Origin of the sequence: Mesorhizobium sp. M0598, assembly GCF_040320865.1 — a bacterium.
Classification (GTDB): Bacteria; Pseudomonadota; Alphaproteobacteria; order Rhizobiales; family Rhizobiaceae; genus Mesorhizobium.
Window position 1 is genome coordinate 189,084 of record NZ_JAMYQL010000004.1, and the last position, 26,078, is coordinate 215,161.

Genomic DNA, 26,078 nt, shown 5'->3' on the forward strand with positions numbered 1-26,078 from the left:
CATGCGTAGCGGCGACATCATAAAATCACGGCGTGGGCACAGGTGGATTATCGGCTATGCGGTCGAGGAAGGCGCCTACGAACGCGCTCTCGGCAAGGGCCGTCACTTTTTTCTGATTCGCGCTATCGAAAGCGATGCCGGCCCGGTCTTGTTGTTCACCCTGCGCCCCCAATGCGACATCCGGAAGGGTTGGCAGCGGAACGACTTTGAAGTCGGCTACTCATCAGCCGGATACCTGAATGGTTCGGTGTCGCTTGTGAAACAGGACACGCTCTATTTCGCGGTGCCCGCTACGGCAGACGTTCACCCCTTCGCGGAGACGCATGACGGCAAGATGCTGGTCAAAGCGTCGGGCTTCAACGACCTGTTCGTCGCCGTGCAATATGATAGCGACGGCGGCAGCACCGACCACCTCATTTTGTGGCGTTGGCAATTCGCGCTGCTGATGCAGCGTGACCGGGACGGCAAGCCGCCCATCGATTTTTCTCAAGTGCAGGGCCGCATAGCGCGGCCGGAGGAAATCTGATGACCGTAGCTGTCGGCGATATCGTCGTGTCGGCATCAGGGTTGCGGTGGTGCGTGCTTTCGTTCGTTGGCAACGCATCCGGGACACAGGACGCGAAGCTGATCCGCAAAAACAGCGAGGGCACTTTCACCGGCCTCCAGAAGGATGCCGAAATGCTGATCCCGGTGGAGACGCCTGTTTTCGAGTCGGGCGATGCAGTGACGATTGACGGCTTCAAGGGCACGTACATGAGCCGCGACGGCGACGTGGCGCGCATCATGCTGGAACCACGCCGACGCCAATTGTCGAGCGGCGGATTTGTCCAGATCGAGGCCGGCGTTGCACGCGCCTCGTTTGCATTGCTCGTCGTCCAAAATCGATCACCACTTTGAAGGAGAAGAACAATGGCAACCGTCGCCGAACAAGAACTGAAACTGCACGTCTCGCCCTCAATCAATGAGTTGGCAATCGACCACTTTGCCGAACGGCAGAGAGGCAACGATAAGCCGGAACCCGACCTGGAGCATGTCGCCCTATCAGGAGCTATGCGGGTCGCACGGGAGGAGGCCCACGCGCTGGTCGCTCTCGCCAACACTGTTTACGGGGACGCCTCGCAGACGCCAGCTGCCGCCGCAATCCAAGTCGCTACCGCCGCGAAAAAGACAGGCGAGCGTGTTGCGGCGCGGCTGATCGATGCTCAGGAGAAGGCGGACGCCACAATCGCCTCGATCCAAAAGGCAACGTTCGCTCCCCTGCCGAACGCAGACATAGGCGAGAAGTTCGACAAGCAGATTCTTTATGCCCTCAAGACCATGACGTCTGACGAACGCAGCGAAGCTTTCGCTGAGGCATTCGAGTCCGACGATATGACTATCATCGGCGCAGCACTGCGCGCGCCAGCAATACTATCGGGGATGAAGTCAGCTGAGCTTGCCGCGCTTCGGCACCGGTTCCAGACCAAACATTTCCCAGCCGAAATAGCCCGTCTAGAGCGCTTGAAGAAGATGCGCGCTGCGGCAGACACCGGCGGCAAGGCATTCGTCAAGCTCGTTGAGCAGGCGGCCGACACCACATTTGCCAACGGCGCAATCGCTGCTCGCACGAGGCGCGAAAGCGCGCTGGCGGCACATCAACAGGAGGCATGAATATGGGCAATGGAAGCTTCAGCCACTACACTGATGGCCTTCGCCTTAGCAAAAAGGTCACTGCGGCCGGCCTTGCGTTAGTCCCAGAAGAATATCGCGTCGCCTACCGGCCGGTTGACGAGGACGATGACGATTGCGAGGGTTATGACTTCATACTGTGTGCCAGTGCCGCAGACTATGTCACCGAGGCAAAGGCTGAGATCGCCCGCCTTGACGCCGCTCTAGCGACGCTGAAAGTTGAAGGTCCTGCGATGGTGGCGGCTGAGAAGCAAGCGTCACGCGACTATGCTGTCTCTACCACCCTTCGTCATTCGCTCGTGAAAGCTGGCGTCAAGGGCGGGTTGGTAGAAGGTGTTATCTCACTGCTGAAGGACGAAAATGACTTCGAGGTGGGGGAATCTGATGACCGCAAAAAGAAGCGTGTCGTCCATGCGCGAACCGAGCGCGGGCTACTGACGGTCGATGCACTGGTCCAGCAGTTCGTCACCAACGAAGGGGCAGCTTATCTGGAAAAGCGCGCTGCCCCCGCCGCCGGCAATCACTTCAGTCAGCTTCAGTCGGGGCTGAAGCGGCCGCACTGACAACAGCACCCTTGCCAAAAGCGAGGGTCGGCGGGATCAAGAGCAAAAAGGCTGTCAAGCCGCGTGGCCTGTGGACAGACCAAATTTGCTGTGAATAGCGGGTATGGAAGCCGTTTCGCTGTTAACAGATGCAGAGAAGTAGCAATGGGCAGGAAAAGTGAGAGTATGTAGGGAGTCATCTTCAACCAAGGATTCGCTCCAGATGACCTCTCTCCAGATTGCCTACATGATGATCGCTCTGTCCTATCTGCTCGCCGCGGTGGCGCTTGGGACGATGCATTGACGCCCGGGATCGTGAAATGGTTCTGAATCAGATCTTCGCAACTCTGATGATATTGGCGGTCGCCGCGACTAGCTGCGTATACCTGATCCCAAAAACCTCCCAGGATCGCATGGACGAAAAAGTGCACGCTCTCTCAGAAGGCGTTCGTGAACTTACCTGTTGGAATTTCGCAACGATCGAGCGCGATATAGCATTCTCATGGTTGCAAGCCATCTTCGGGGCTAGCGTCAACAATCCGCGTTTCTACCTCAACGTAGCCCTCTATGCCGCGTATGCGACTGCCATAGCGCTCGTGCCATATCTCTTCATACCATTTAGCGATCCACTGAATGTGTCTCTGGTAGGATTTCCGGCCTTCCTGCTAATGGGTTTTTTCGTCCCCAGCATGATAGTTGCAGTCATCTCCATGGGCTTCACCATTGCGTTGCTGTCTATAGGCGCCCGCCTTAAGAATGGCATATTCTACTTGTTCATTGTAGCTATTGATATGTTGGTAGTGGCGACACTGATTGCAGCTCTGTCGGTCAACCTTGAACTCACAAGGGATTACCTTGAGGGCGTATATCTTGGTCAGATCGACACGAACCGATGGCTTGCGGTTTATCAACCATTTCTGGCAATCGAACATGTAGTCCGTCACCCGAGTGTTATAATCCCATCAATTCACGCCGAACTTTACACGTCGTCAAAATATACGACTTATATTGTATCCATAATGGCAATGGTATGCGCGATCACCCCAGGAATAATTCATTTGGTGTGCGCTGTATTTATTGCCTCAATGGCAATATTCCATAACGTAATGAAACATGTTGCTTCATTTTTACTTGCCAGAATGTACGAACAGAGAACGTTCAAGTTTCTTGGCTGGTTTTTCGGTTTGCCTGCAGCTTGTATCAAAATTTTGGAGGTGGTGTTCTCGAAGTCCGTTTAACGCCCCGGACCGGGAAGCGCGCCGCCCGCACACTTGGGGCGACGCGCATGGCCCTCACGCTGTGGGCCCGGCCCCCTCGGCCCGCAGCAATATGAACTCCTCCACCCTTTCCAGCGTGTCGGAATACTCGTGGTCGCTGCATCCTGATACGACGGTGTTGCCGTCGAGGATCATATAGCCGGGACCATACTCGGCCCGAAGCCATGATCGGCTTGGCGTCTTGTTGAGGCGAAAGCCCAGCCGAGCAAGCTGGCGGCGGGCGCGGTCTTCACGTGTGTTGAGGATAGACATGGCAACGGTATCTCCATTGAGATTTTGTCCAACCGTTGCGTTGCTCCGGTAGGTCGGCGCGGGACGTGATGCCGAGGACCGGGGGCTGCGAATGCCCTGCGAGATCTTTGTAGACCGATAATCGGATTTAGAACAGGAGCAGCTTGTGCGGTGGTTAACGCGCCTTGACTCGATATTCGTCCCATGGTCTGGTTTAGGCGCGAGCAAGAACGCTCCCACGAGTTCCGGCCACCTCCTCGAGAAAATGCCGGCGGTTTCAAGACCGCTGTTTTTCGAAAGGAAGTTGTCGATGATGACTGCTCAACTTAAAAAAGAATTCCATCAAGCCATGCTCGCAGCGGATGCGGCTGCGCGTCGCTTACCCGGATACACCGGGCACGTGTTCCGCCGGATGATCGACGATCATGGCGGGTGGCAGGCCGCCAAGTTGGTGCTCCAGCCTATGCCGAGCGGCAAGGTACAAGACGGCTTTGTCGATCTCTGGATGTGTGGCGGGATTGAACTCACCGCCGAGGCCATCATCCTGGAGCAAAAGTGGTGGGATCTGTTCACGGCAAACGATCGCAAGGAAGCCTACCGTAGGCTCATTTCGGCCGGGTGTGAAATTGTACGCGAGCTGACGCCGCATAAAGTGCGGTACATCGTGCTGCAATATAGTCGCCCGCTTCGGCCAAAACGCCGCGCGTAAGCGCTTGAACCATGCGCACCGCCCCAACTGTGCGGGGCGGTGCGATTTGCCCTTGGGGCGCATTGCCCCTTTAAACCGGGCGACTTTCCTTATTTGGAAGCCGCACCCAAATAAGCGATCCCACCGCAAGCGATTCTAAATGCTGGGAAATTGTTGGTGCCGCTTAGGTGACTCGAACACCTGACCCCATCATTACGAATGATGTGCTCTACCAACTGAGCTAAAGCGGCCCGGGAAGCCGAGCTTCCAGGATGGGCTGCGTGATAGACGCAACCGGCCGCGAATTCAAGATGGCAGTCGCGATTTCAGGACGAGGCAATTCGTGCCGCCTCCGGCCGGGCGCAAGGGCAGCCGCCGCGCGGATCTACCATTGGCCGCGCGATGCCGCATCGGCACGCCGCGCGACCGCCACGTTGGCCGTGACCGGAAAATCAGCGAAAAATGTTGATTCCTTTACCGAAAACCGCCGAAATAAGCTTTGTACCCCTCGGCAAGGCAGAATGCGGCCGCTCGCTTGTTGATTGATTGGTCGCCTGCGGCTAACGATCATGACAAAGTGAGTGAAATTGCAGAGGGAATTCGCTTGGACGCGATCGAAAAAGCGATCCGCAATGCCTTCGAGAAAGGCAATGCCGACGACCGGGCGTTTCGCGAGCGGGTCTATCGATCGGCTTTCGCGGCACTCGACCGTGCCCTGCAGGCCAATCCAAACGTCACCGTGGAAGTCGCCATCAAGCGCCGCAAGGCGGTCCAGGCGAAGATCACCGAAATCGAATCGGAATTCCTGCCGGCGGTTGCCGACGTCGCCGCGCCGACCGACAGTTTGGAGGCAGCACCGGAGGTGGAGTCTCCGGCCGAAGCCGAAGCCGAGCCCGCGCCGTCGCCCGATGTCGTCGTGGACGGTCCGGCGGAGCCGCCCGAATCCGAAGCGCCCCGGTCGCGAGTCTTGCCGGTCGTCCCCGACATCATGCCCGATGCGCCTGTTCCCGAGGCGCCGGTGATCGACATGGGGGCCTCGGTTCCGACCGAAGCCGACGTCGAAACCGACGACGCGGAAGTGACGCCCGACCGCGACGACCGGCGGGCGAGACGGCGGCGCCTGCCCTTGACCGCGATCTTCTTCGGTGTGACGCTGCTCGCAGCCGCCGGCATCGGCCTTTATTTCGCCAACCAGACCGGCGTCTTCAAATCGGCGACCGAGCTCGACACAGCGCCACCGGAAGCGCCGCCAACGGTCGATGGCGAAGATTTCACGCCGGACGACACCGCTTCGCCGCCAAAGCAGGGCGAGGAGGACCAGGCGCGCGACTGGATCAACGTTTTTTCGCCGGGTGACCCGACGCAGGTCAATGCACCGTCGGACGCCAAGGCCGACGTCATCCAGGACGAAAGCGGTTCCTTCCTACGCATCCGCTCGGGGGCATCCGGCTCGGCCATCAGCTTCGACGTCGGACAAGGCGTGCTGGAAAAACTAGCCGGCAAGCATGCCACATTCGACATCATCGCGCGCTCCGAGGAGGGGCAGGAGACGCAGATTTCCGTCGATTGCAATTTCGGCGAACTCGGCGACTGCGGCCGCAAGCGCTATGCGGTCGGTCGCGAGCGCAATGAATATCTGTTCGACGTGCGCTTTCCCGACAAGCGTCCGGGTGCTGCCGGCACCATCGCCATCAATTCCGACTTCGACAAGCAGGGCAAGGCGGTCGACATCTACGAGATCCGCGTTTCAGTCGTTCCCTAAAGCACGTCGCGTTCGGACCGGCCTCATGCGACGCACTTTAGGTTCTTGTTTTGATGCATGTCGTTACCGCAAAACCGCTGCACACTTTTTGCGCGACATGCATTAACTATCGAGCAGCGCCTGCAGCGTCTCGATGCGGTCGGCTTCCGCCACCGGCTTGTCCCAGCGCAGCCGCGAAATGCGCGGAAAGCGCATGGCAACGCCGGATTTGTGCCGCGTCGAGCGGTTGAGCCCTTCGAAGGCTACCTCAAGCACCAGCCCGTTCCTGCGGTCGGCACGCACCGAGCGGACCGGGCCAAAGCGCTCGATCGTATTGTCGCGGACATATTTGTCGATCTGCCTCAGTTCCTGGTCGGTGAAGCCGAAATAGGCTTTTCCCACCGGCACCAACTCCTCCGATCCTTCCGGCCCGGACCAGACGCCGAATGTGTAGTCGGAATAGAAGCTCGAACGCTTGCCGTGGCCGCGCTGGGCATACATCAGCACGGCGTCGACCGTGTGCGGATCGCGCTTCCATTTGAACCACGGGCCCTTCGGCCGCCCGGCCACATAGGGCGAATCCCAGCGCTTCAGCATGACGCCTTCGATGACCGGATGCAGCGGCTTGCGGCGCAACTCCTCCAGCGCCTGCCAGTTGCTGAATTCGACCAGCGGCGACAGATCGAAGCGGCTCGGATCGAGTGTCCTGACGAAGGCCTCGAGCCGGCCACGCCGTTCACGGAACGGACGTCCGCGCACATCCTCGTCACCAATCTGCAGCACATCGTAGCAGCGCATGAAGGCCGGGTATTGCTGCTGGATCTTGGGTGACACGCTCTTGCGGTTCAGCCGCTGCTGCAGGTCCGAGAAGGTGCCCGTCGCCTGCCTGGGGTCTCCGACCAGAAGCTCGCCGTCGAGGGCGCCGGAAAAATCCATCGCCTCCGCAAGGTCCGGAAAGGCACCCGAGACATCGTCACCGGTGCGCGAATAGAGCCGGCGAATGCCGCCTTCGCAAACCGCCTGGACGCGGATGCCGTCCCATTTCCATTCGGCCGCGTAGTCGGCCGGGTCGAGCTTTTCGAGGTCGCCGTCGCCGACGGCATTCGACAGCATCACTGGCCTGAACAGCGCCAGCGCCGTCTTCCTGGGTTTTTCCGCTTTACCCTCCAGCCAGGCGAACAGCGCGAGATAGGGCGGCGTCAGCCCGTGCCAGAGTTCCTCGATCTCGGCGATTTCGACCTTGCCGAAATCGGCCAGCGCCTGCTTGGCAAGCCGCGCCGAGACGCCGATGCGCAGGCCGCCGGTGACCAGCTTTATGATGGCAAAGCGCGCCGAAGTGCTGGCGCTGTCGAGCAGCCGGGCCAGCACTTGCGGCCCGTCGGAACGGCTCGCCGCCTGCAGCTTGGCCACCACCTCGGCCAGCGTCGGCTCGTGGTTCGCAATGTCGACCGGCGCCTGCGGCCAGACCAGCGATACGGTCTCGGCCAGGTCGCCGACATAGTCGTAGGAATAGCCGAACAGCACCGGATCCATGCGCTCGATCACCAGTGTGCGCAGCATCGCCGGCTTGACCGCGGCGATGGACAGATCGCCGGTGATGGCCGCCAGCGCCAGCCCGCGGTCCGGATCCTCGACGCTGCGGAAATAATCGGTCAAAAGCGTCAGCTTGCCGTTGCGCGACGGCGTCAGGACGAGGCGGTCGAGAAGCTCGGCGAAGCGGTTCATGACGGTGAGAACCATGGGCGGGCGTCGCGTTCTATCGCGCCCCCCTCTGTCCTGCCGGACATCTCCCCCTCAAGGGGGGAGATTTGCTGTCGCGACTGCTTTCGCCAATTTCCAACGTTGCAGGATGAGCGGCAAAACCAAAGCTGCCGATCTCCCCCCTTGAGGGGGAGATGTCCGGCAGGACAGAGGGCGGCGCCGCAGAGCGCCGTACCGGCGATTGCTGGATCCAAAAACACCATCAATCGCCCTCGTCCTCGTAGCCGACGAGATGCAGCGGCCGAGCCGCAATGCCTTCGAGCTCGCACCAGCGCACCAGCGCCTCCTCGCGGCCATGCGTTACCCAGATTTCTTCGGCGCCGGTCTCCTTGATCGTGGCGGTCAACTCGCCCCAGTCGGAGTGGTCGGAAATGATCAGCGGCAGCTCGACGCCGCCCTGCTTGGCGCGCTGGCGGATGCGCATCCAGCCTGAGGCGAAGCACGACATCGGATCGGGAAAACGCCGCGCCCAGCGATCGGCGAAGGCGGATGGCGGGCCGACGACGATGGCGCCGGCAAAGTCGCTTTTTTGGCCGGTCTCGACGGTCGCCGGTTCCAATGTGCCGAGATCGATATTCTGGCTCTGGTAATACTCGCTGAGCTTGGCCAGCGCGCCGTGGATGTAGATCGGCTTTTCGTAGCCGGCATCGCGCAGCAGCCGCATGACGCGCTGCGCCTTGCCCAGCGCATAGGCGCCGACCAGATGCGTTCGCTCGGGAAACTGCTCGGTCGATTTCAGCAGCCGGGCGATCTCTTCGGTATCGGGCGGATGCCGAAACACCGGCAGACCGAACGTCGCCTCGGTGATGAAGACGTCACACTTGAGCGGCTCGAACGGCTCGCAGGTCGCGTCCTTCTGGCGTTTATAGTCGCCGGACGCGACGATGCACGTACCCTGATGCGCGACCTTGATCTGGGCCGAGCCAAGCACATGACCAGCCGGGTGAAAGCTGACGGCCACACCGCCAAGCGCAATCGTCTCGCCGAGCACGGCGGCTTGCGTCGTTCCGGCAAAACTGTCGCCGTAGCGCAGCCCCATGATGTCGAGCGTCTGCTGCGTCGCCATCACCGAGCGGTGGCCGGAGCGGGCATGGTCGGAATGGCCATGTGTGATCAGCGCCCGGTTGACCGGCCGCACCGGGTCGATGAAGAAATCGCCGGGCGGGCAATACAGCCCTTCCGGCCGGGGATGAAGCAGGTCGCTGGCGCGCATGGCCCCAAGATAGGCGCTAATTCCGGCGCGGGAAGCCTGTTGTAAGTCACTGCTGACTCCAGCATAGAGCGCAAGCCGGCTGCAAACACCCGGCGGAACCCGATCGCATGAAACCGCTCCAGACCTCGTCCGGCGATTTGACCGCCGACCGCCGCGCCGACTATGCCGAAATGCTCTATGCATCCGGCGATCATGCGGCAGCGGCGGAATTGCTGCTCGGCGCGCTCGAACTGGCGCCGCAATGGCCAGCCGGCTGGTTCCGCCTCGGCGAGATGCAGGAAGCGGCGGGCGCGCGCGATCGTGCCGCGCAGGCCTGGACGACGGCACTGCGGCTCGACCCGGCGGACAGGCTCGGCGCGGTGCTCAAGCTGCAATTGATCGGCAGGGCAGCGGCGGCCCAGGCGCCGCCCAGCGCCTTTGTCGAGACGCTGTACGACCACTATGCCGGGAGTTTCGAGGCTGAACTGGTCGACAGGCTCGGCTATCGTCTGCCCGAATGCCTCGACCGCGCCATCCAGGCAGCACGGCCGGGCCGGTTTTCGCTGGCGCTCGATCTCGGCTGCGGCACCGGCCTCATGGGCCAGAAGCTGCGGCCGATCGCCGACCGGCTGGAGGGTTACGACATCTCGGCCGCCATGCTGAGGCAGGCGCGCGCCAAAGGCGTCTACGATCTGCTCGTCAAGACGGACCTGCAGGATTTTTGCTATTCTGGCCCGAAAGCCGATCTGGTGACGGCGGCCGATGTGTTCATCTATGTCGGCGCACTCGAAAAGGTGGTGAACAAGATTGCCGGAATGCTTGCCGGCGGCGGTCTGTTTGCGTTCTCCGTCGAGACGCTCCCGGGCGGAGAATCGTCTGACAGCGCCGGCTTCGCCCTGCTGCCGTCCCGCCGCTACGCGCATTCCCAAAGCTATGTAGAGCGGGTTCTGGACGCCGACGGCTTTTCAGTCCTGTCGCTGCAGGCAACGATCATCCGGCAGGATCGCCGCCAACCGGTCGAAGGGCTGGCCGTAGTGGCAAGCTTGCTTTCCGGCAGCGTAAAATCTGGCTAAGACTTCTGCCGCTGCGCATGAGAAGCCGCAGCTGCGAACGACAAGGAGCACGTTCATGCGCTGGAACATGACGGTCTTGGCATCTTGCCTGGCGATGGCCGGCTGCGTCGGCAATTCGATGTCCGAACGGCAGGACGAAAACGTCCAGTCCTCGCTGCAATATGACAAGGTGCCTTGCGATCAATTGCTGGCGCAACGAAACGGCCTGGCGCAGCAATATCATCTGCCGGTGGACGCCAAGCCGTCCTTCTCCAACCCGGCGACGGGCTTTGGCCCGTTCACGCCGGATATGCGCTCGAAAGCCAAGCGCGATGCCGACCAGGCAAGCGGCAAGATCGACGCCATGAACCGGTCGATTGCCCGCCGCGAATGCGGCAAGCCGGCCAAGCAGAACAAGCTCGGCCTGACCTGACCGGATCCTAATCCGCCACCTTCCACTGCTCGCGCGAGGCGCTGGCGGGATAGACGCCGAGAATGCGCATTTCGCGCGAGAAAAAGCGCAACTCGTCGAGTGCCAGCTTCACCAGCGGATCGTCGGGATGGCCCTCTATGTCGGCGTAGAACAGCGTCGCCGTAAACGCGCCGAGCTGGTAGCTTTCCAGCTTGGTCATGTTGATGCCGTTGGTGGCAAACCCGCCCATCGCCTTGTAGAGCGCCGCCGGCACGTTGCGGACGCGGAAGATGAAGGTCGTCATCATCCTGGCGTCGGCCGAGGGGCGCTCGGCCCATTGCTTGTTCTTGGTCAGCACGACGAAGCGGGTGACGTTGCTGTCGGTGTCCTCGACATTCTCCTCGATGATGTCGAGTCCGTAGAGGGTCGAGGCCAGCGCCGGCGCCAGCGCGGCCATGGTGCGGTCCTTCATCGCGGCGACCATCTTGGCGGCGCCCGCGGTGTCGCCGGCAACCGTCGCCTTCCAGCCGTTCTTGCGGATGTATTTGCGGCATTGGCCGAGCGCGTGGATGTGGCTGTGCACGGTCCTGATCTCGTCGCGCCTGACGCCGCGCAGCACCATCAGCTGGAAGTGGATCGGCAGAAAGTATTCGCCGATGATGTGCAGCTTCGATTCCGGCAAGAGGTGATGAATGTCGGCGACGCGGCCGGCAATGGTGTTCTCGATCGGGATCATCGCCAGATCGGCCTTGCCGGTCTCGACGGCGTTGAAGGCGTCCTCGAAGGTCGGGCACGGCAACGGCTCCATCGACGGGAACATGTTGCGGCAGGCGGTGTCGGAATTGGCGCCCGGCTCGCCCTGGAAGGATATTTTGTTGGTCTTTTCAGGCATGCGCAGAGTCTCGGGAATTGGGGGAAGAATTTCTTAGTTGGAAAGGAGCGCCCTGGCGCGTTCGAGATCGTCCGGCGTATCGACGCCAAGCGGCACCGACTGGACGATCTCCGCATCGATGCGCATGCCGGCCTCCAGCGCCCGCAACTGCTCCAGCCGCTCGCGGCGCTCCAGCGGCGACGGCCTTAGCGCAACGAAGCGTTCGAGTGCGGCGCGGCGATAGGCATAGAGGCCGATATGATGGTAGAGCGGGCCTTCGCCCCAAGGGGCGGTGGCGCGGGTGAAATAGAGCGCCCTGAGCCGCGTCGTCGAGAGTGGCGAGCCGACCAGCTTGACGACGTTCGGATTGGTCTTTTCCTCGTCGCGTACGATCTCGACGCAGAGCGTGGCGATGTCGACCGCTGCGTTCTCGAAAGGCTTCAGCGCGGCGCCGATAACAAGGGGGTCGATGGTCGGCAGATCGCCCTGCACATTGACGATGGTCTCGACGCTGTTGCCAGGGTCGAGAATGGTCAGCGCTTCGAAGATGCGGTCGGAACCGGTTTCGTGGTCCGCCCGCGTCATCACCGCCTCGAAACCATGCGCGCGCACCGCCTCCGCAACGCCTTGCGTATCGGTGGCGACGACGACCCGGCCGAGCCCGGCCTCGGCAGCGCGGCGGGCGACGTGGACGATCATTGGAGTGCCGGCAATGTCGGCGAGCGGCTTGCCCGGCAGGCGGGTCGAGGCCATGCGGGCCGGGATCAGGATGAGGGTGGACATGAGGCGGGCAGGGGCTCGAAAAAGAGGAGGACAAAAGTGGCAAAAGGTCTCACTGGCAGCGCCCTTATAGGTGTTGCAACGCCGGAGCAAAAGACCTAGTTTCCGCGCGATTTGACCGCCTCGCAGGGTGGTTCACGATACCGACGGACGGAGTGGACGGATCGGTCCGCCGGAAAAGGGAGCCTGGGGCGTATGGATTCCAACGAAGTCAACAAGCTGCTCGCCGGTCTCCTCGGCACCGTGTTCATCGTCTTTTCCGTTGGCATCGTGTCCGACGCGCTGTTTGCCTCGCCGGCGCCGGAAAAGCCCGGCTTCGCCATCGAGGCGACCGAGCCCGCCGAAGGCGGCCCGGCCGCTCCCGCCGCGGCCGTGAAGCCGATTGCCGAGCTGCTGACCACTGCCAACGCCGAAGCGGGCGCCGCCATCTTCAAGAAATGCCAGGCTTGCCACTCCGGCGAAAAGGGTGGCCCCAACAAGGTCGGCCCCGATCTCTGGGACATCATCGACCGTCCGGTCGCCGAGCATGAGGGCTTTGCCTATTCGGCCGGCATGAAGGAGTTCTCCAAGGGCGGCAGCGAGAAGTGGACCTACGACAATCTAAACCACTTCATCACCTCGCCGAAGAAGTTCGTAAAGGGCACCGCGATGGGCTTCGCCGGTCTGCCGAAGGATGAGGACCGCGCCAACGTCATCGCCTATCTGCGCACGCTGTCGGACAATCCGAAGCCGCTGCCGGCGCCCGGCGCCTCGGCCGAAAATGAGGCCGCCAAGCCGCCCGAAGGTGCGGCCCCTGCCAAGCCGGCAGAAGGCGCGGCGCCAGCCGCTCCGGCGCCGGCTGCGCCCGCAAAATAACAAAACTGTAATGGCATAATCCTTGAAAAAGCCGGGTTCAGCCCGGCTTTTTCGTTAGGAAAAATGCATATGCGACGACAAAGCCGCTCGGTTGCGGTTTTCAGCGCCGCCAAATGATCTAGATTGGGCCCAGACGCTATGGTGACGGCGCTATATCGCGAAGAGGAGAACGCATGACGGTTGGCCGAGCGCGGACGCTTCTGAAATCAGTGCTGATGCTGGCCGCTTTTGCCGGCGGATTGCAGGCGGCCTTCGCGGACGAATGGCGTACGACCTCCTCGCTGATCGGCGAATCCAAATACGGCGACAACTTCCAGCACTACGACTACGTCAATCCGGATGCGCCGAAGGGCGGCACAGTGAACTCAGTGGTGCTCGGCACGTTCGACAGCTTCAACCCCTATATCGTGCAGGGTTCGCCGGCCGCCGGCTTCGCGCAGTTCGGCGGCGGCCTGCTCTACGACACGTTGATGGAGCAGGCGACCGACGAGGGCAGCACCAGCCATCCGCTGATCGCCGACGCCTACAAATATCCGGCCGACTATTCCTCGGCGACCTACCGGCTCGATCCGCGGGCGAAATGGCATGACGGCCAGCCGATCACCACCGAGGACGTGATCTGGTCGTTCCAGGTGCTGAAGGCCAACAGCCCGATGTACAGCCGCTATTTCGAAAACGTCACCGACTCCGTCGCGGTGTCCGACCGCGAGGTCGAATTCCACTTCAGCCAGAAGGGCAACCGGGAGCTACCGAAGATCATCGGCGATCTCGTTGTGCTGCCCAAGCACTGGTGGGAAGGCACCGACGCCAACGGCAAGAAGCGCGACGTCACAAAGCCGACGCAGGAGCCGCCGCTCGGCTCCGCCGCCTACAAGATCGCCAGCTTCAAGCCTGGCTCCGAAATCATCTGGCAGCGCGTGCCCGATTACTGGGCGGCCAAGCTGCCCGTAAAAATCGGCCGCGAGAATTTCGACAGGCAGCGTTTCACCTATTTTCTCGACGACAATGCCGCCTGGCAGGCCTTTACCAAGGGCGGGCTGGACGACATCAAGCCGGAGAACAGTTCGAGGCGCTGGAACACGGCCTATAATTTCCCGGCAGTTCAGGCCGGCGACGTCATCAAGAAGGAATTCAAGACCGCGTCGCCCGAACCGATGCAGGCCTTCATGCTCAACACCAGGCGCCCGCTGTTCCAGGATCGCCTGGTGCGCGCCGCGTTGATGTATCCGTTCGATTTCGAGACGATGAACCGGACCCTGTTCTTCGGTTCCAACACCCGCACCAGCAGCTATTTCCAGGGCACCGAACTGGCGTCGAGTGGCCTGCCGCAGGGCAAGGAACTCGAAATCCTCGAGCAGTACCGTGACAAGCTGCCGCCTGAAGTCTTTACCCAGGAATTCAAGCTGCCGGTCTACGACAACCCGCAGGCTGAGCGCAAATACCTGAAGACCGCGGTCGATCTGTTCGCCAAGGCAGGCTGGATCATCAAGGGCGGCAAGATGGTCAACGCCAAGACCGGCGAACCGTTCAAATTCGAGATCCTCGGTTGGAACGACACCGACCAGGTCATCGCCAGCCCGTATATCGCCAATCTGCGCAAAATCGGCGTCGACGCAACGCTGCGCCTGATCGACCAAACCCAGTATATCAACCGAGTCACCCACTTCGACTTTGACGTGGTCACTTCGATACTCGGGCAGTCGGACTCTCCCGGCAATGAACAGCGCGATTTCTGGAGTTCCAAGGCCGCCGATTCGCCGGGATCGCGCAATTACGCCGGCATCAAGAATCCGGTCGTCGATGCGCTGGTCGACCGCATCATCTTTGCCACCGACCGCGACGATCTGGTTGCCGCCACCCATGCGCTCGACCGGGTGCTGCTGTGGAACTACTATGTCGTGCCGCAATATTACCGCGCCGTGGTTTGGCTGGCCTACTGGAACAAGTTCGGTATGCCGGAGAAACAGCCCGCCTATAGCGGCGTCGACCAGAATTCCTGGTGGATCGACCCGGACAAGGAAAAAGCGCTGGCCGCCAAATATAAGAGTGGCAATTGATGGCTGCGCTGCCCCGTCGCGATTTCCTCGCCCTTGGCGGTGCGGCCGCCGCTGCAGCGCTGCTGCCCGGCCGGGCTTTCGCCGCCATCCCGACCGGCGTGAAACTGCACGGGCTGTCTGCCTTCGGCGATCTCAAATATCCTCCGGATTTCACGCATTTCGACTATGTCAATCCAGACGCTCCCAAGGGCGGCCGGATGAATTTCGGCCCGCCGAACTCCACCCTCAATCAGAGCTTTCTGACTTTCAACACGTTGAACTCGCTGGTGTTGAAGGGGGATTCGCCGCCGCGCACCGAGCTCTGTTTCGATTCGCTGATGGCAAGGGCGCTCGATGAGCCGGATGCGGTCTACGGCGTGCTTGCCGAATTCGTTACCTTGTCGCAGGACCGCAACGGCTTCCGCTTCAGCCTGCGGCCACAAGCGCGCTTCCATGACGGCTCGCCGCTGACGGCTGAGGACGTTGCCTTCGCCTTGAACCTCTACAAAGACCGGGGACACCCGAACCTTTCCCAAGCGCTGCGGCATATGACGGATGCGGTCGCAATCGATCCGCTTACTGTCAGCCTTACCTTCAACGGCAAACAGTCGGCGCAGAATATCCTCGCGATCGCCGTAATGCCGATCGTGTCCAAAGCCTTCTATACGGCCAATGATTTCGACGCCTCGACGATGACCCCGCCGCTCAGCTCCGGGCCGTACAAGATGGGACGGGTCGTGGCCGGGCAGACTATCGAATATGAACGCGTCGCCGATTATTGGGGGCGCGATCTCGCCGTGAACCGCGGGCTTAATAATTTCGACCGTATCCGTATCGATTTCTACCTTGATCGCCAGGCAGCGTTTGAAGCGTTCAAGAAAGGCGATACGCATTTTCGCGAGGAGTTCACCGCGCGCGTATGGGCGACCGGTTACGACTTTCCAGCGCTGAAGGATGGCAGGGTCGTCAAACGCGAATTTCCCGGCGAGAAATCGCCCGACATGCAGGCTGTCGCGCTGAACCAGCGCCGGCCGCAATTCCGCGATGTGCGCGTGAGACAGGCGATCGCCTATTGCTTCGATTTCGAATGGACCAAGCGGGTACTGTTTTTCGGCTCCTACGAGCGCTCGCAATCGAACTTCGAACGATCGGACTACAAGGCCGAGGGCCCGCCCTCGCCCCAGGAATTGAAACTGCTGGAGCCGTTTCGAGCCGAGTTGCCGCCGGAAACCTTCGGCGAACCGGTGGTGCAACCCGTCTCGGACGGTTCCGGTCACGACCGTAAGGTGCTGCGCGAAGCTTCGAGACTGCTTGCCGAAGCCGGCTGGAAGCGAGCGGGCAATTTCGTCGTCAATGAGAAGGGCGAGCGACTGCGGGTGGAAATGCTGGCCGAGGACGAGGGTCTCGTTCGCATTTTCGCGCCGTGGTCCGAGAATATGAAGGCGATTGGCATCGACGCTTCGATCCGGCAGGTCGATTCGACGCAATTTGAAGCGCGGCAAAGCAACTACGATTTCGATTTCAACATGCTACATTGGTTGATCGGAGCGACGCCTACTGCCGACGGCCTGGAAATCCTCTACAATTCCCGGATGGCGAAAACGCCGGGGATGCGCAACTATCCGGGTACGGAAAGCAAAGCCATCGACGCGCTGATCGAGGCAGCCGGCAAGGCGCAGAGCCGGATCGAACTCGTCACCGCGCTCAACGCGCTCGATCGGGTCTTGCGCGCGCGGCTAGACTGGATTCCAACATATCATCTGGCGAATCACCGGGCTGCCTTCTGGGATATGTTCGGCTTTCCCGCTCAAAAGCCGGATTACGACTTTCCGGTCGAGACGCTGTGGTGGTTCGACAAAGACAAGGCGGCAAAAATTGGCAAAGCCTGAGATTTTCGCACAAGCGAGGCAGAGAGCCTGATGGGCGCCTATATACTGCGCCGTATCCTGCTGATGATCCCGACCCTGTTCGGCATCATGGCGGTGTCGTTCGCCGTCATCCAGTTCGCGCCGGGCGGGCCGGTCGAGCAGGTCATCGCCAGGCTGACCAACCAGGGCGGCAGCGATCGCCTCGGCGGCGGCGGCGGTGATGCTGGCGGCGCCAATTTCGACGTCGCCGGCGACGTCGGCTCGAAATACCGCGGCGCGCAAGGGCTCGACCCGGAATTCATCAAGAAGCTGGAGAAGCAGTTCGGTTTCGACAAGCCGCCGCTCGAGCGCTTCGGCATGATGCTGTGGAACTATCTCCGCTTCGATTTCGGCGACAGCTATTTCCGCGACATATCGGTGCTCGACCTGATCCTGGAAAAGATGCCGGTGTCGATCTCGATCGGGCTGTGGATCACGCTTTTGTCCTATCTGATCTCGATCCCGCTCGGCATCCGCAAGGCGGTCAAGGACGGCTCCACCTTCGACGTCTGGACCAGCGGCGTCGTCATCGTCGGCTACGCCATTCCCGGGTTTCTGTTCGGCATATTGCTGATGGTGCTGTTTGCCGGCGGCTCGTTCTGGGACTGGTTTCCGCTGCGCGGCATCACCTCCGACAATTGGGACCAGCTGTCGTGGCCGGCGCGGATCGTCGACTATTTCTGGCATATGACCTTGCCGCTGACCGCGCTGGTATTGTCGGCCTTCGCCACGACGACGCTTTTGACCAAGAATTCCTTCCTCGAGGAAATCCGCAAGCAATATGTGGTCACAGCCCGCGCCAAGGGCCTGTCGGAGCGGCAGGTGCTTTATGGCCACGTCTTCCGCAACGCCATGCTGATCGTCATCGCCGGTTTTCCCGGTGCTTTCATCTCGGCCTTCTTCACCGGCTCGCTGCTGATCGAGAACATATTTTCGCTCGACGGCCTCGGCCTGCTCGGCTTCAACTCGGTGGTGCAGCGCGACTATCCGGTGGTGTTCGCCAATCTCTTCATCTTCTCGCTGCTTGGCCTGTTCGTCGGGCTTTTGTCCGATCTGATCTATACCTGGGTCGATCCACGCATCGATTTCGAGCGGAGAGACGTCTGATGGCGCAGGCCACAGCCGAAACGGCGCCGGCACGGATCGCGCGGCCCTTTCTGTCGCCGCTCAACCAGCGGCGCCTGCAGAACTTCAAGTCCAACCGGCGCGGCTACTGGTCGTTGTGGATGTTCCTGTTCCTGTTCGTGCTGTCGCTGGTTTCGGAATTGGTCGCCAACGACAAGCCGATCATCGCCTCCTACAAGGGCGAGATCCTGTTTCCGGTCCTGGTCGCTTATCCCGAGGAGAAGTTCGGCGGCTTCTATGCGGTCACCGACTACCGCGACCCGGTGATCCAGGACGAGATCAACGCCAATGGCTGGATGGTCTGGCCGCCGGTGCGCTACTCCTACCAGACCGTCAACAACGCTATTCCCGAAGCAGCACCGACCAAGCCGTCCTGGCTCTACGACAAGAAGACGCGCTGCAACCAGTATCCGAAAGGCGAGGCAGACCCCAATTGCAACGTCGGCAACTGGAACTGGCTGGGCACCGATGACCAGGCCCGCGACGTGCTGGCGCGCGTCATCTACGGCTTCAGGATCTCGGTGCTGTTTGGTCTGATCCTGACTGCCGGCTCGGCGCTGATCGGCGTGGCGGCCGGCGCTCTGCAGGGCTATTTCGGCGGCTGGACCGACCTTCTTTTCCAGCGCTTCATCGAGATCTGGTCGGCCATCCCGGTGCTGTACCTGCTCTTGATCGTCGCCGCCATTCTGCCGCCCGGCTTCTTCATCCTGCTCGGATTGATGCTGCTGTTCTCCTGGGTGGCACTGGTTGGCGTGGTGCGGGCCGAGTTCCTGCGCGCCCGTAACTTCGAATATGTCAATGCGGCGCGCGCGCTCGGCGTCTCCAACGTCACCATCATGTTCCGGCATCTGCTGCCCAACGCCATGGTGGCGACGCTGACCTTCCTGCCCTTCCTGCTCAGCGGCTCGATCTCGACGCTGACCTCGCTCGACTATCTCGGCTTCGGCCTGCCGCCCGGCGCCGCCTCGCTGGGTGAGCTGTTGAAGCAGGCACAGCGCAATCTCAACGCGCCATGGCTCGGCATTTCCGGCTTCGTCGTCATCTCGCTGATGCTGTCGCTGCTGGTCTTCGTCGGCGAAGCCACCCGCGACGCCTTCGATCCGCGCAAGACGTTCAGATGAGCGACACCCCGCTGCTTTCGGTCCAGGATCTCAGCGTCGCCTTCACGCAAGCCGGCGACCAGTCGATGGCCGTCGACCATATTTCCTTCGACCTTGCCAAGGGCGAGACGGTGGCGCTCGTCGGCGAATCCGGCTCCGGCAAGTCGGTCACCGCGCTATCGGTGCTGAAGCTGCTGCCCTATCCGACCGCCAGCCACCCGTCGGGAAAGATCCTGTTCCTCGGCGCCGACCTGCTTGCCGCCGACGAGAGAGACCTGCGCCGCGTGCGCGGCAACAAGATCACCATGATCTTCCAGGAGCCGATGACCTCGCTCAACCCGCTGCACACGATCGAGCAGCAGATCGTCGAGGTATTGAAGCTGCATCAGGGCCTGGGGGATCGCAAAGCCAAGGCGCGCACGCTGGAACTTCTGCACGAGGTCGGCATCCGCGAACCGGAAAAACGGCTCGACGCCTATCCGCATCAGCTTTCCGGCGGCCAGCGCCAGCGCGTCATGATCGCCATGTCGCTGGCCAACGAGCCTGAACTTTTGATCGCCGACGAGCCGACGACGGCGCTCGACGTCACCGTCCAGGCGCAGATCCTCGAGCTGCTCGCCGGCCTGAAAAGCCGCAAGAACATGTCGATGCTGTTCATCACCCACGATCTCGGCATCGTCAGGAAGATCGCCGACCGGGTCTGCGTGATGACCAGGGGCAAGATCGTCGAGACCGGCCCGACCAAGGAGATATTCGCCAATCCGCAGCACGCCTACACGCGGCATCTGCTTGCCGCCGAGCCGAAAGGCAAGCCGCCGGCGGCCAACCAGGCCGCCAAGCCGGTGATGGTCGGCAAGGACGTCAAGGTCTGGTTTCCGATCAAGAAGGGCTTCTTCCGGCGCACCGTCGACAATGTGAAGGCGGTCGACGGCATCGACGTCACCGTGCGGGCCGGCCAGACGCTTGGCGTCGTCGGCGAATCCGGCTCAGGCAAGACGACGCTCGGCCTGGCGCTGGCCAGGATGATCTCGTCGACCGGGACCATCCAGTTCAACGGACGCGGTATCGATCAGCTGTCCTTCAACGAAATGCGGCCGTTGCGGCGCGAGTTGCAGATCGTCTTCCAGGATCCGTTCGGTTCGCTCAGTCCGCGCATGTCGGTCGCCGAGATCATCGAGGAAGGGTTGAAGATCCATGAGCCGAAGCTGTCTCCTGATGGGCGCGACGAGCGTGTCGTCGACGTGCTCGGGGAAGTCGGCCTCGATCCGGCGACGCGCAACCGCTATCCGCACGAATTCTCCGGCGGCCAGCGCCAGCGCGTCGCCATCGCGCGCGCCATGGTGCTCAACCCGCGTTTCGTCATGCTGGACGAGCCGACCTCGGCGCTCGACATGAGCGTGCAGGCGCAGGTCGTCGACCTCTTGCGCAGCCTGCAGGCCAAGCACGACCTCGCCTACCTCTTCATCAGCCACGATCTGAGGGTCATCCGCGCGCTCGCCAACGAAGTCATCGTCATGCGCAACGGCAGGATCGTCGAGGCCGGTCCTTCCGAACAGATTTTCGGCAACCCGCGGACCGACTATACAAAGGCGTTGATCTCGGCCGCCTTCAAGATCGAAACGGCGCCGGTCGGCATCGTCAGCGAGTAGATTTTCGCCAGAGATCATGCACAAAATCAAAACGCTGCCGCGCCTTGCGCGTCGGGACGCGAACGCTGTTGGTAAAAAGGGAAAAACAATCCGCAATGGAAAAAGGCCGCATCCTGCTTGCCCTCACCGGTATTCATCCGCTGCGCTGGCGCGAACTGCTGTCGGCGGAGCGCGAGGTGGTGCTCGAGCCGAATGGCGCCGGCGATCCCTCGATTACCTATGCTGTGGTGTGGAAACAGCGGCCGAACCTGTTGTCGTCGCTGCCCAATCTGCGCGCCATCTTCTCGATCGGCGCCGGCGTCGACCACATCTTCGCCGATCCCACCTTGCCCGACGTACCGGTCGTCAAGGTGGTGGCCGACAACCTGACCCAGTACATGACCGAATACGTCGTCTGGCGGGTGCTCGACCACCATCGCCAAGGCATGCTCTACCGCGCCCAGCAGCAGAAGAAGATCTGGCATGAACCGCAGCAGCGGCCGGCCAGCGACATCTCGGTCGGCATTATGGGGCTCGGCACGCTTGGCCGCGCGGCGGCATCGGTGCTGTTGTCGCTCGGCTTTCCCGTCAATGGCTGGTCGCGCAGCGATCGGCCGATGCAAGGTGTCTCGACTTACGCGGGCGAGGCCGGCCTGATCCCGTTCCTAAACGCCACCGACATCCTGGTGGTGCTGCTGCCGCTGACGCCACAGACGCACGGTATCATCAACCACGGCGTGCTGAAGGAGCTGCGGAAGCGCAACGGCCTCGGCGGCTCAGTGCTGATCAATGCCGGGCGCGGCAGGCTGCAGAAGGACGCCGACATTTTGCGCGCGCTGGACGACGGCACGCTGAAGGAAGCCAGCCTCGACGTTTTCGAGGTCGAGCCGTTGCCGAAGACCAGCCCGCTATGGAGCCATCCGAAAGTGTTCGTGACGCCGCACGCGGCGGCAACCTCCGATCCGGTCCACCTGGCGCCGATCATGCTGCGTCAGATGGATGCTTTCGAGCGCGGCGAAGCGCTGGAAAATGTGGTGGATCGCGACGCCGGGTATTAATTTTTTAGAGCGCCGCTTTCCAGTCTCAGCCCCAGCCGAGCGGCACGTAGTCGATCTCCATAAACGCCTCGACTTCCGGGATCCAGCGGTCGCGGACGAAGGCGACGTGGTCGGGATGATCGTTGTAGCCGGAATAGGCCCGCTGATCGGCGAACTCCATCGAGAAGCCGAAGCGGTACTCGTTCTTGGGACTGACCTGCCGCAACTGCTCGAAATGCGTGACGCCCTTTATCGCCGTGAGAATCCTCTTGGCGTCGGCGAGGAACCGTTTTTCCTCGAGCGAATGCGGCGGGTGTTTCAGCGTGAACACGACGGTGTGACGGATCATTTTTTGCTCCTGCGATGTCTTCGTGTCACGCGCTGTCAGCCCAGGCGCGGATGAGGTTATAGGCGATCGCCCCCTTCGGCGGTGTCACTAGGCCGCCCGGATGCTCGCGGGCCAGCATCGAGAGCACCTCGTCGCGAAAGAACCAGCGGCAATCTTCCAGCTCGTTGAGGTCGGGGTGGATATCGTCGTTGAGCGGTTCGCCGAAGCAGCCGATCATCAGCGAATAGGGAAACGGCCAGGGCTGGCTGGCGTGGTAGACGACGCGGCCGAGCCTGATGCCGGCTTCCTCCAGCGTTTCGCGGCGCACCGCCGCCTCGATCGTCTCGCCCGGCTCGATGAAACCGGCGAGCGCCGAATACATGCCGGGCCCGAAATGCCGGCCGCGGCCGAGCAGGCATTTTTCGCGTGTTGCCGTCAGCATGATCGCCACCGGGTCGGTGCGCGGAAAGTGCTCCGTACCGCAGGCCGGGCAATGCCGCTTGTAACCGCCCGCCCGCATCTCGGCTTCGGTGCCGCATTTGCTGCAGAAGCGATGGCTGGCATGCCAGGCGAGCAGCGCCGCCCCTTGCGCCAGCGCGCCGGCCGCCGCTTCGTCGATCAGCCCCTGCATATAGACCGAGCGATAGTCGATCGCCTTGATCGTCTCGGGAAGCTGCTCGGGCTCGACCCCGGCCGGCACCGCCAGCACCGGGCCGCCTTCGGAAAAACCGAGCAGGACGCCGTTTTCGAGCGATGCTTCGAGCGGCCGGCATTCGGACACGCCGAACCAGGGGTCGAATGCGCCTTGCGCAAGCTTCAAATAGAGCCGGCCGCCACGCATCAGCAAAAGCCGCGCCGAGGGATCGGCGAGTGCCTTTTCGACGGAATCGTCGGCGCGGTTTTCGGACTGCCGGTCGATAATGTTGCCGGCGAAGCCGACGAACTGGCTCGGCTCGCGCAAGGGCGCGTCATACAGGCGAAAGCTCATGCAGACTCGGGAAGGTTCAAGGTGGACACCGGAGAGGCTTATAGCGCTGCCTTGATCTTTTCCGCAAACTTGCGAAGGTCGGAGCGCTGATAGGGCTCGCGCAGGCCGTGCCCCCACACCGGGCCGGGCCAGCCGGGATCGCCTTCCGAGCGCGCAATGACGTGTACATGCAGCTGGCGCACGATGTTGCCGAGTGCGCCGGTGTTGATCTTGGTGCAGCCGGTCACCCGCTTCAGCGCCAGCGCCACCATGTTGGTCTCGAAGGTCAGCATCGCCTGGTCCAGCGGCGTCATGTCGTGGATTTCCTCGATGCCCGGCCGCTGCGGCACCAGCAGCAGCCATGGCCAGCGGCGGTCGTTCATGACGCGCAATTCGCACAGGCCGAGCCACATCAGCTGTTCGCTGTCGGCTTCCAGCTGGGCGTCAAGCGTGAATCCGGCCTTGAGGCCCGGCAGCATTGGCGTTTCCCACACTTTTTGACGTTTTTTGACCTCCATCGACGCTAGAGCGGCTTCCGAAGGGCCGCAAGGGGCAGCAAGCAACATTGGCCGTCGCGGCGCTGATTGTGCGCGAAGAAGTGAGGGCCCGGGCAAATTGCATCAGGTTGGCGCTGCCCCGCCGAGGTCGACGATTTTGATCGCGGCCACATTTTGTTCTTGCTTTGTGCCGGCAGCTATGCTACTAATCTCGCTATGGTGATTATTCGCACCAACGACCCGCCCGCCGAGGCGGGTTTTTTGGTTTCAGCTTTCGCCGTCGCTCAAGGCCCCTATCATCCGCACTTGCATTTCATCGCCGGATTGCCGATATGGAGGCTGGGAGGTTGGTGGTGGACGGTCCACTCGCCAACCGGGTCAGGTCCGGAAGGAAGCAGCCCTAACGAGCCCGGAACGGGTCATTGTTCCAGCCTCCCGCCTCTTCGCCTTTTGCCCCGACATTGACGGCGCCAAGCCGTACGGGCGAAACTATGCGCAGGAATCGGCCGCCTCCAGTGGCAGCCCTTGGAGCTTAACGGGCGAATGAGCGAAGCCGGAAACGAGGCCGGGAAATTGGACAAGCCTGCCGCCTACCGCGTGCTGGCGCGCAAATACCGACCGTCGAATTTCTCCGAACTGATCGGCCAGGAGCCGATGGTCCGCACCTTGACCAATGCCTTTGCCACCGGCCGCATCGCCCAGGCCTGGATGCTGACCGGCGTGCGTGGCGTCGGCAAGACGACGACCGCGCGCATACTCGCGCGGGCCCTGAACTACAAAACATCGACCGTCGATCAGCCGTCAGTCGACCTTGCCGTGCTCGGCGAGCATTGCCAGGCGATCATGGAAGGCCGGCATGTCGACGTCATCGAGATGGACGCCGCCTCGCATACCGGCATCGACGACATCAGGGACATCATCGAGCGTGTGCGCTACGCCCCGGTGTCGGCGCGCTACAAGGTCTACATCATCGACGAAGTGCACATGCTTTCCAACCAGGCCTTCAACGGCCTGCTGAAGACGCTGGAAGAGCCGCCGCCGCACGTCAAGTTCATCTTCGCCACCACCGAAATCCGCAAGGTGCCGATCACCGTCCTGTCGCGCTGCCAGCGTTTCGACCTCAGGCGCATCGATGCGGCAATGATCAAGGCCGACCTTGCCAGGATAGCCGGTCTGGAGGGCATCGAAGTCGAAGACGATGCGCTGGCGATGATCGCGCGCGCGGCGGAAGGTTCGATGCGCGATGCGCAGTCGATCCTCGACCAGGCGATCGCCCATGGCGGCGGCGCGGTCAGCGCCGAAGCGGTGCGTGCTATGCTCGGCCTTGCCGACCGTGCCCGCATCGTCGACCTGTTCGAACATGTCATGAAGGGCGACGTCGCCGCCGCACTCGCCGAATTCCGTGCCCAGTACGATACCGGCGCCGATCCTGCCGCGGTGCTGACCGACCTTGCCGAGTTCAACCATCTGGTCACCCGTCTGCGTTTCGTGCCGGCTGCCATCGACGACGCCTCGCTGTCCGAGGACGAGCGCCGGCGCGGCGCCGATTTCGCCAGCACGCTGTCGGTCAAGGTGCTGTCGCGGACATGGCAGATGCTCTTGAAAGGCATTCCCGAGGTGCAGACCTCCAACCGCCCGGTCAGCGCCGCCGAGATGGTGCTGATCCGGTTGGCGCATGCCGCCGACCTGCCGACGCTGGACGAGGCGCTGAAATCGCTGGAGAACGGCGGTACCCTGCCGGGCGCTGCGCCGCGCGTGAATGGCACGCCGGCAAGCCCCGGCCCGGCAAACCATGCGCCTGCAAGCGGTGGTGCCGGCGCCGTGGCGCAGGCGCGGATGCCGACCGCCAATGGCGGCGCCCAGACAATGCGCCTGGTCGAGACGATGCGCCTGGTCGAGGCCGAGCCCGTGCCGACCAACTTCGTTGCTCCGCCGGAGCCGGCGGTCGAGGCGCCGCCGGTGCCGGTGAAATCGCTGGCCGACATTGTCGCCCTTGCCGACGTCCAGCGCGACATGGCCTTCAAGGTGCTGGTGAAGCGTTGCGTGCGCCTGGTGCGCATCGAGCCCGGTCGTATCGACGTCAGCCTGACCGACGATGCGCCGAAGATGTTGCTCAATGATTTGACCGCCAAGCTGCGCGCCTGGACGGGCCGCAACTGGCTGGTGTCGCTGTCGAAGGACGAGGGCGGCCAGACCTTGGCCGAGCTGGAATCGACAAAGCGCGAAAACGCCTTCCTCGATGCCAAGAGCGACCCGACGGTCGCCGCCATCCTGGCGCGCTTTCCCGGTGCCAAGATCATCGACGTGCGCATTCCCGACGCGCCGGAAGCCGACGAGGCCGAAGTGCCGGTCGAGCCGCCGGCCGACGACGACGAAACCTGAA

General features: G+C 62.1%; 25 protein-coding genes, 1 tRNA gene and 1 other RNA gene. 18 read left to right on the forward strand and 9 right to left on the reverse strand.

Going from position 1 to position 26,078, the window contains the following annotated elements:
- Nucleotide 1 precedes the first annotated feature (1 nt).
- From NKI59_RS07725 to NKI59_RS07745, 5 genes are all read left to right on the forward strand, one after another.
- A complete protein-coding gene (locus NKI59_RS07725) occupies nucleotides 2-526 on the forward strand; it encodes a hypothetical protein (RefSeq protein ID WP_352703376.1) in 525 nt (174 codons plus the stop codon).
- A complete protein-coding gene (locus tag NKI59_RS07730) occupies nucleotides 526-897 on the forward strand; it encodes a hypothetical protein (protein ID WP_352703378.1) in 372 nt (123 codons plus the stop codon). Before NKI59_RS07725 ends, NKI59_RS07730 begins: the two co-directional genes overlap by 1 nt.
- A 12-nt stretch (nucleotides 898-909) precedes the next feature.
- Complete coding sequence (locus tag NKI59_RS07735) at nucleotides 910-1,650, forward strand: hypothetical protein (protein WP_352703380.1); 741 nt, start codon at nucleotides 910-912, stop codon at nucleotides 1,648-1,650.
- Between the two features lie 2 nt (nucleotides 1,651-1,652).
- Nucleotides 1,653-2,231: a hypothetical protein gene (locus NKI59_RS07740; protein WP_352703381.1), complete on the forward strand. Its 579-nt coding sequence runs from the start codon at nucleotides 1,653-1,655 to the stop codon at nucleotides 2,229-2,231.
- Between the two features lie 299 nt (nucleotides 2,232-2,530).
- Entirely contained in the window at nucleotides 2,531-3,448 is a 918-nt protein-coding gene (locus tag NKI59_RS07745) for a hypothetical protein (protein ID WP_352703383.1), read from the forward strand.
- Between the two features lie 54 nt (nucleotides 3,449-3,502).
- On the opposite strand, the gene NKI59_RS07750 is transcribed toward NKI59_RS07745, so the two are convergent.
- Nucleotides 3,503-3,739, reverse strand: coding sequence for a hypothetical protein (locus tag NKI59_RS07750; protein WP_352703385.1), 237 nt, complete (start codon nucleotides 3,737-3,739; stop codon nucleotides 3,503-3,505).
- 289 nt (nucleotides 3,740-4,028) lie between these two features.
- Between NKI59_RS07750 and NKI59_RS07755 the strand changes: the two genes are divergently transcribed.
- The gene (locus tag NKI59_RS07755) at nucleotides 4,029-4,427 is read left to right on the forward strand and encodes a hypothetical protein (RefSeq protein WP_352703387.1); all 399 of its coding nucleotides are present in this window, start codon (nucleotides 4,029-4,031) and stop codon (nucleotides 4,425-4,427) included.
- A gap of 154 nt (nucleotides 4,428-4,581) precedes the next feature.
- Here the strand turns inward: NKI59_RS07755 and NKI59_RS07760 are convergent.
- Nucleotides 4,582-4,657 (reverse strand) — tRNA-Thr (locus NKI59_RS07760).
- A gap of 353 nt (nucleotides 4,658-5,010) precedes the next feature.
- On the opposite strand from NKI59_RS07760, the gene NKI59_RS07765 reads away from it, so the two are divergent.
- Nucleotides 5,011-6,168 (forward strand): hypothetical protein, encoded by a 1,158-nt coding sequence (locus NKI59_RS07765; RefSeq protein ID WP_352703389.1) that lies wholly within the window; start codon nucleotides 5,011-5,013, stop codon nucleotides 6,166-6,168.
- Nucleotides 6,169-6,270: 102 nt separating this feature from the next.
- On the opposite strand, the gene NKI59_RS07770 is transcribed toward NKI59_RS07765, so the two are convergent.
- Together NKI59_RS07770 and NKI59_RS07775 are read right to left on the reverse strand one after the other, a co-directional pair.
- A complete protein-coding gene (locus tag NKI59_RS07770; RefSeq protein ID WP_352703592.1) occupies nucleotides 6,271-7,872 on the reverse strand; it encodes a cisplatin damage response ATP-dependent DNA ligase in 1,602 nt (533 codons plus the stop codon).
- A 238-nt stretch (nucleotides 7,873-8,110) separates the two neighbouring features.
- Complete coding sequence (locus NKI59_RS07775) at nucleotides 8,111-9,121, reverse strand: ligase-associated DNA damage response exonuclease (RefSeq protein WP_023676852.1); 1,011 nt, start codon at nucleotides 9,119-9,121, stop codon at nucleotides 8,111-8,113.
- Between the two features lie 107 nt (nucleotides 9,122-9,228).
- Between NKI59_RS07775 and NKI59_RS07780 the strand changes: the two genes are divergently transcribed.
- Both NKI59_RS07780 and NKI59_RS07785 read left to right on the forward strand, forming a co-directional pair.
- Nucleotides 9,229-10,173, forward strand: coding sequence for a methyltransferase domain-containing protein (locus NKI59_RS07780; RefSeq protein WP_352635808.1), 945 nt, complete (start codon nucleotides 9,229-9,231; stop codon nucleotides 10,171-10,173).
- Between the two features lie 55 nt (nucleotides 10,174-10,228).
- Nucleotides 10,229-10,585: a hypothetical protein gene (locus NKI59_RS07785; protein ID WP_023676854.1), complete on the forward strand. Its 357-nt coding sequence runs from the start codon at nucleotides 10,229-10,231 to the stop codon at nucleotides 10,583-10,585.
- A gap of 7 nt (nucleotides 10,586-10,592) precedes the next feature.
- Here the strand turns inward: NKI59_RS07785 and NKI59_RS07790 are convergent, their stop codons facing one another.
- Both NKI59_RS07790 and NKI59_RS07795 read right to left on the reverse strand, forming a co-directional pair.
- Complete coding sequence (locus NKI59_RS07790) at nucleotides 10,593-11,456, reverse strand: prephenate dehydratase (protein ID WP_023676855.1); 864 nt, start codon at nucleotides 11,454-11,456, stop codon at nucleotides 10,593-10,595.
- Nucleotides 11,457-11,489: 33 nt separating this feature from the next.
- Entirely contained in the window at nucleotides 11,490-12,218 is a 729-nt protein-coding gene (locus tag NKI59_RS07795; RefSeq protein WP_023676856.1) for a 3-deoxy-manno-octulosonate cytidylyltransferase, read from the reverse strand.
- Between the two features lie 192 nt (nucleotides 12,219-12,410).
- On the opposite strand from NKI59_RS07795, the gene NKI59_RS07800 reads away from it, so the two are divergent.
- The 7 genes from NKI59_RS07800 to NKI59_RS07830 all read left to right on the forward strand — a co-directional run bounded on the left by NKI59_RS07800 (nucleotide 12,411) and on the right by NKI59_RS07830 (nucleotide 21,924).
- On the forward strand, nucleotides 12,411-13,070 hold the full coding sequence (locus NKI59_RS07800) for a c-type cytochrome (protein ID WP_352570294.1): 660 nt from the start codon (nucleotides 12,411-12,413) through the stop codon (nucleotides 13,068-13,070).
- A 173-nt stretch (nucleotides 13,071-13,243) separates the two neighbouring features.
- Nucleotides 13,244-15,127 carry an extracellular solute-binding protein gene (locus tag NKI59_RS07805; protein ID WP_352570296.1) on the forward strand — a complete coding sequence of 628 codons (1,884 nt, stop codon included), beginning with the start codon at nucleotides 13,244-13,246 and terminating at the stop codon, nucleotides 15,125-15,127.
- On the forward strand, nucleotides 15,127-16,995 hold the full coding sequence (locus NKI59_RS07810; RefSeq protein ID WP_352577505.1) for an extracellular solute-binding protein: 1,869 nt from the start codon (nucleotides 15,127-15,129) through the stop codon (nucleotides 16,993-16,995). The genes NKI59_RS07805 and NKI59_RS07810 overlap by 1 nt, the downstream gene beginning before the upstream one ends.
- 30 nt (nucleotides 16,996-17,025) lie before the next feature.
- A complete protein-coding gene (locus tag NKI59_RS07815; RefSeq protein WP_352570300.1) occupies nucleotides 17,026-18,120 on the forward strand; it encodes a microcin C ABC transporter permease YejB in 1,095 nt (364 codons plus the stop codon).
- Nucleotides 18,120-19,259 (forward strand): ABC transporter permease, encoded by a 1,140-nt coding sequence (locus NKI59_RS07820; protein WP_352703391.1) that lies wholly within the window; start codon nucleotides 18,120-18,122, stop codon nucleotides 19,257-19,259. The genes NKI59_RS07815 and NKI59_RS07820 overlap by 1 nt, the downstream gene beginning before the upstream one ends.
- A complete protein-coding gene (locus tag NKI59_RS07825; RefSeq protein ID WP_352703394.1) occupies nucleotides 19,256-20,887 on the forward strand; it encodes an ABC transporter ATP-binding protein in 1,632 nt (543 codons plus the stop codon). Before NKI59_RS07820 ends, NKI59_RS07825 begins: the two co-directional genes overlap by 4 nt.
- Nucleotides 20,888-20,982: 95 nt before the next feature.
- On the forward strand, nucleotides 20,983-21,924 hold the full coding sequence (locus NKI59_RS07830) for a 2-hydroxyacid dehydrogenase (RefSeq protein WP_352455091.1): 942 nt from the start codon (nucleotides 20,983-20,985) through the stop codon (nucleotides 21,922-21,924).
- Nucleotides 21,925-21,949: 25 nt separating this feature from the next.
- Here NKI59_RS07830 and NKI59_RS07835 read toward each other — a convergent pair whose 3' ends face one another.
- From NKI59_RS07835 to NKI59_RS07845, 3 genes are read right to left on the reverse strand one after another with little or no spacing between them, the layout of a single operon-like run.
- Complete coding sequence (locus NKI59_RS07835) at nucleotides 21,950-22,252, reverse strand: Dabb family protein (protein ID WP_352483257.1); 303 nt, start codon at nucleotides 22,250-22,252, stop codon at nucleotides 21,950-21,952.
- 25 nt (nucleotides 22,253-22,277) lie between these two features.
- Nucleotides 22,278-23,219 (reverse strand): NAD(+) diphosphatase, encoded by a 942-nt coding sequence (gene nudC / locus NKI59_RS07840; protein ID WP_352703395.1) that lies wholly within the window; start codon nucleotides 23,217-23,219, stop codon nucleotides 22,278-22,280.
- Between the two features lie 38 nt (nucleotides 23,220-23,257).
- Nucleotides 23,258-23,677, reverse strand: coding sequence for an HIT family protein (locus tag NKI59_RS07845; RefSeq protein WP_023676868.1), 420 nt, complete (start codon nucleotides 23,675-23,677; stop codon nucleotides 23,258-23,260).
- Nucleotides 23,678-24,037: 360 nt separating this feature from the next.
- On the opposite strand from NKI59_RS07845, the gene ffs reads away from it, so the two are divergent.
- An RNA gene (gene ffs, locus NKI59_RS07850) (signal recognition particle sRNA small type) lies at nucleotides 24,038-24,134 on the forward strand.
- Nucleotides 24,135-24,238: 104 nt separating this feature from the next.
- On the forward strand, nucleotides 24,239-26,077 hold the full coding sequence (locus NKI59_RS07855; RefSeq protein WP_352703397.1) for a DNA polymerase III subunit gamma/tau: 1,839 nt from the start codon (nucleotides 24,239-24,241) through the stop codon (nucleotides 26,075-26,077).
- The last annotated feature ends 1 nt before the right edge of the window (nucleotide 26,078 follow it).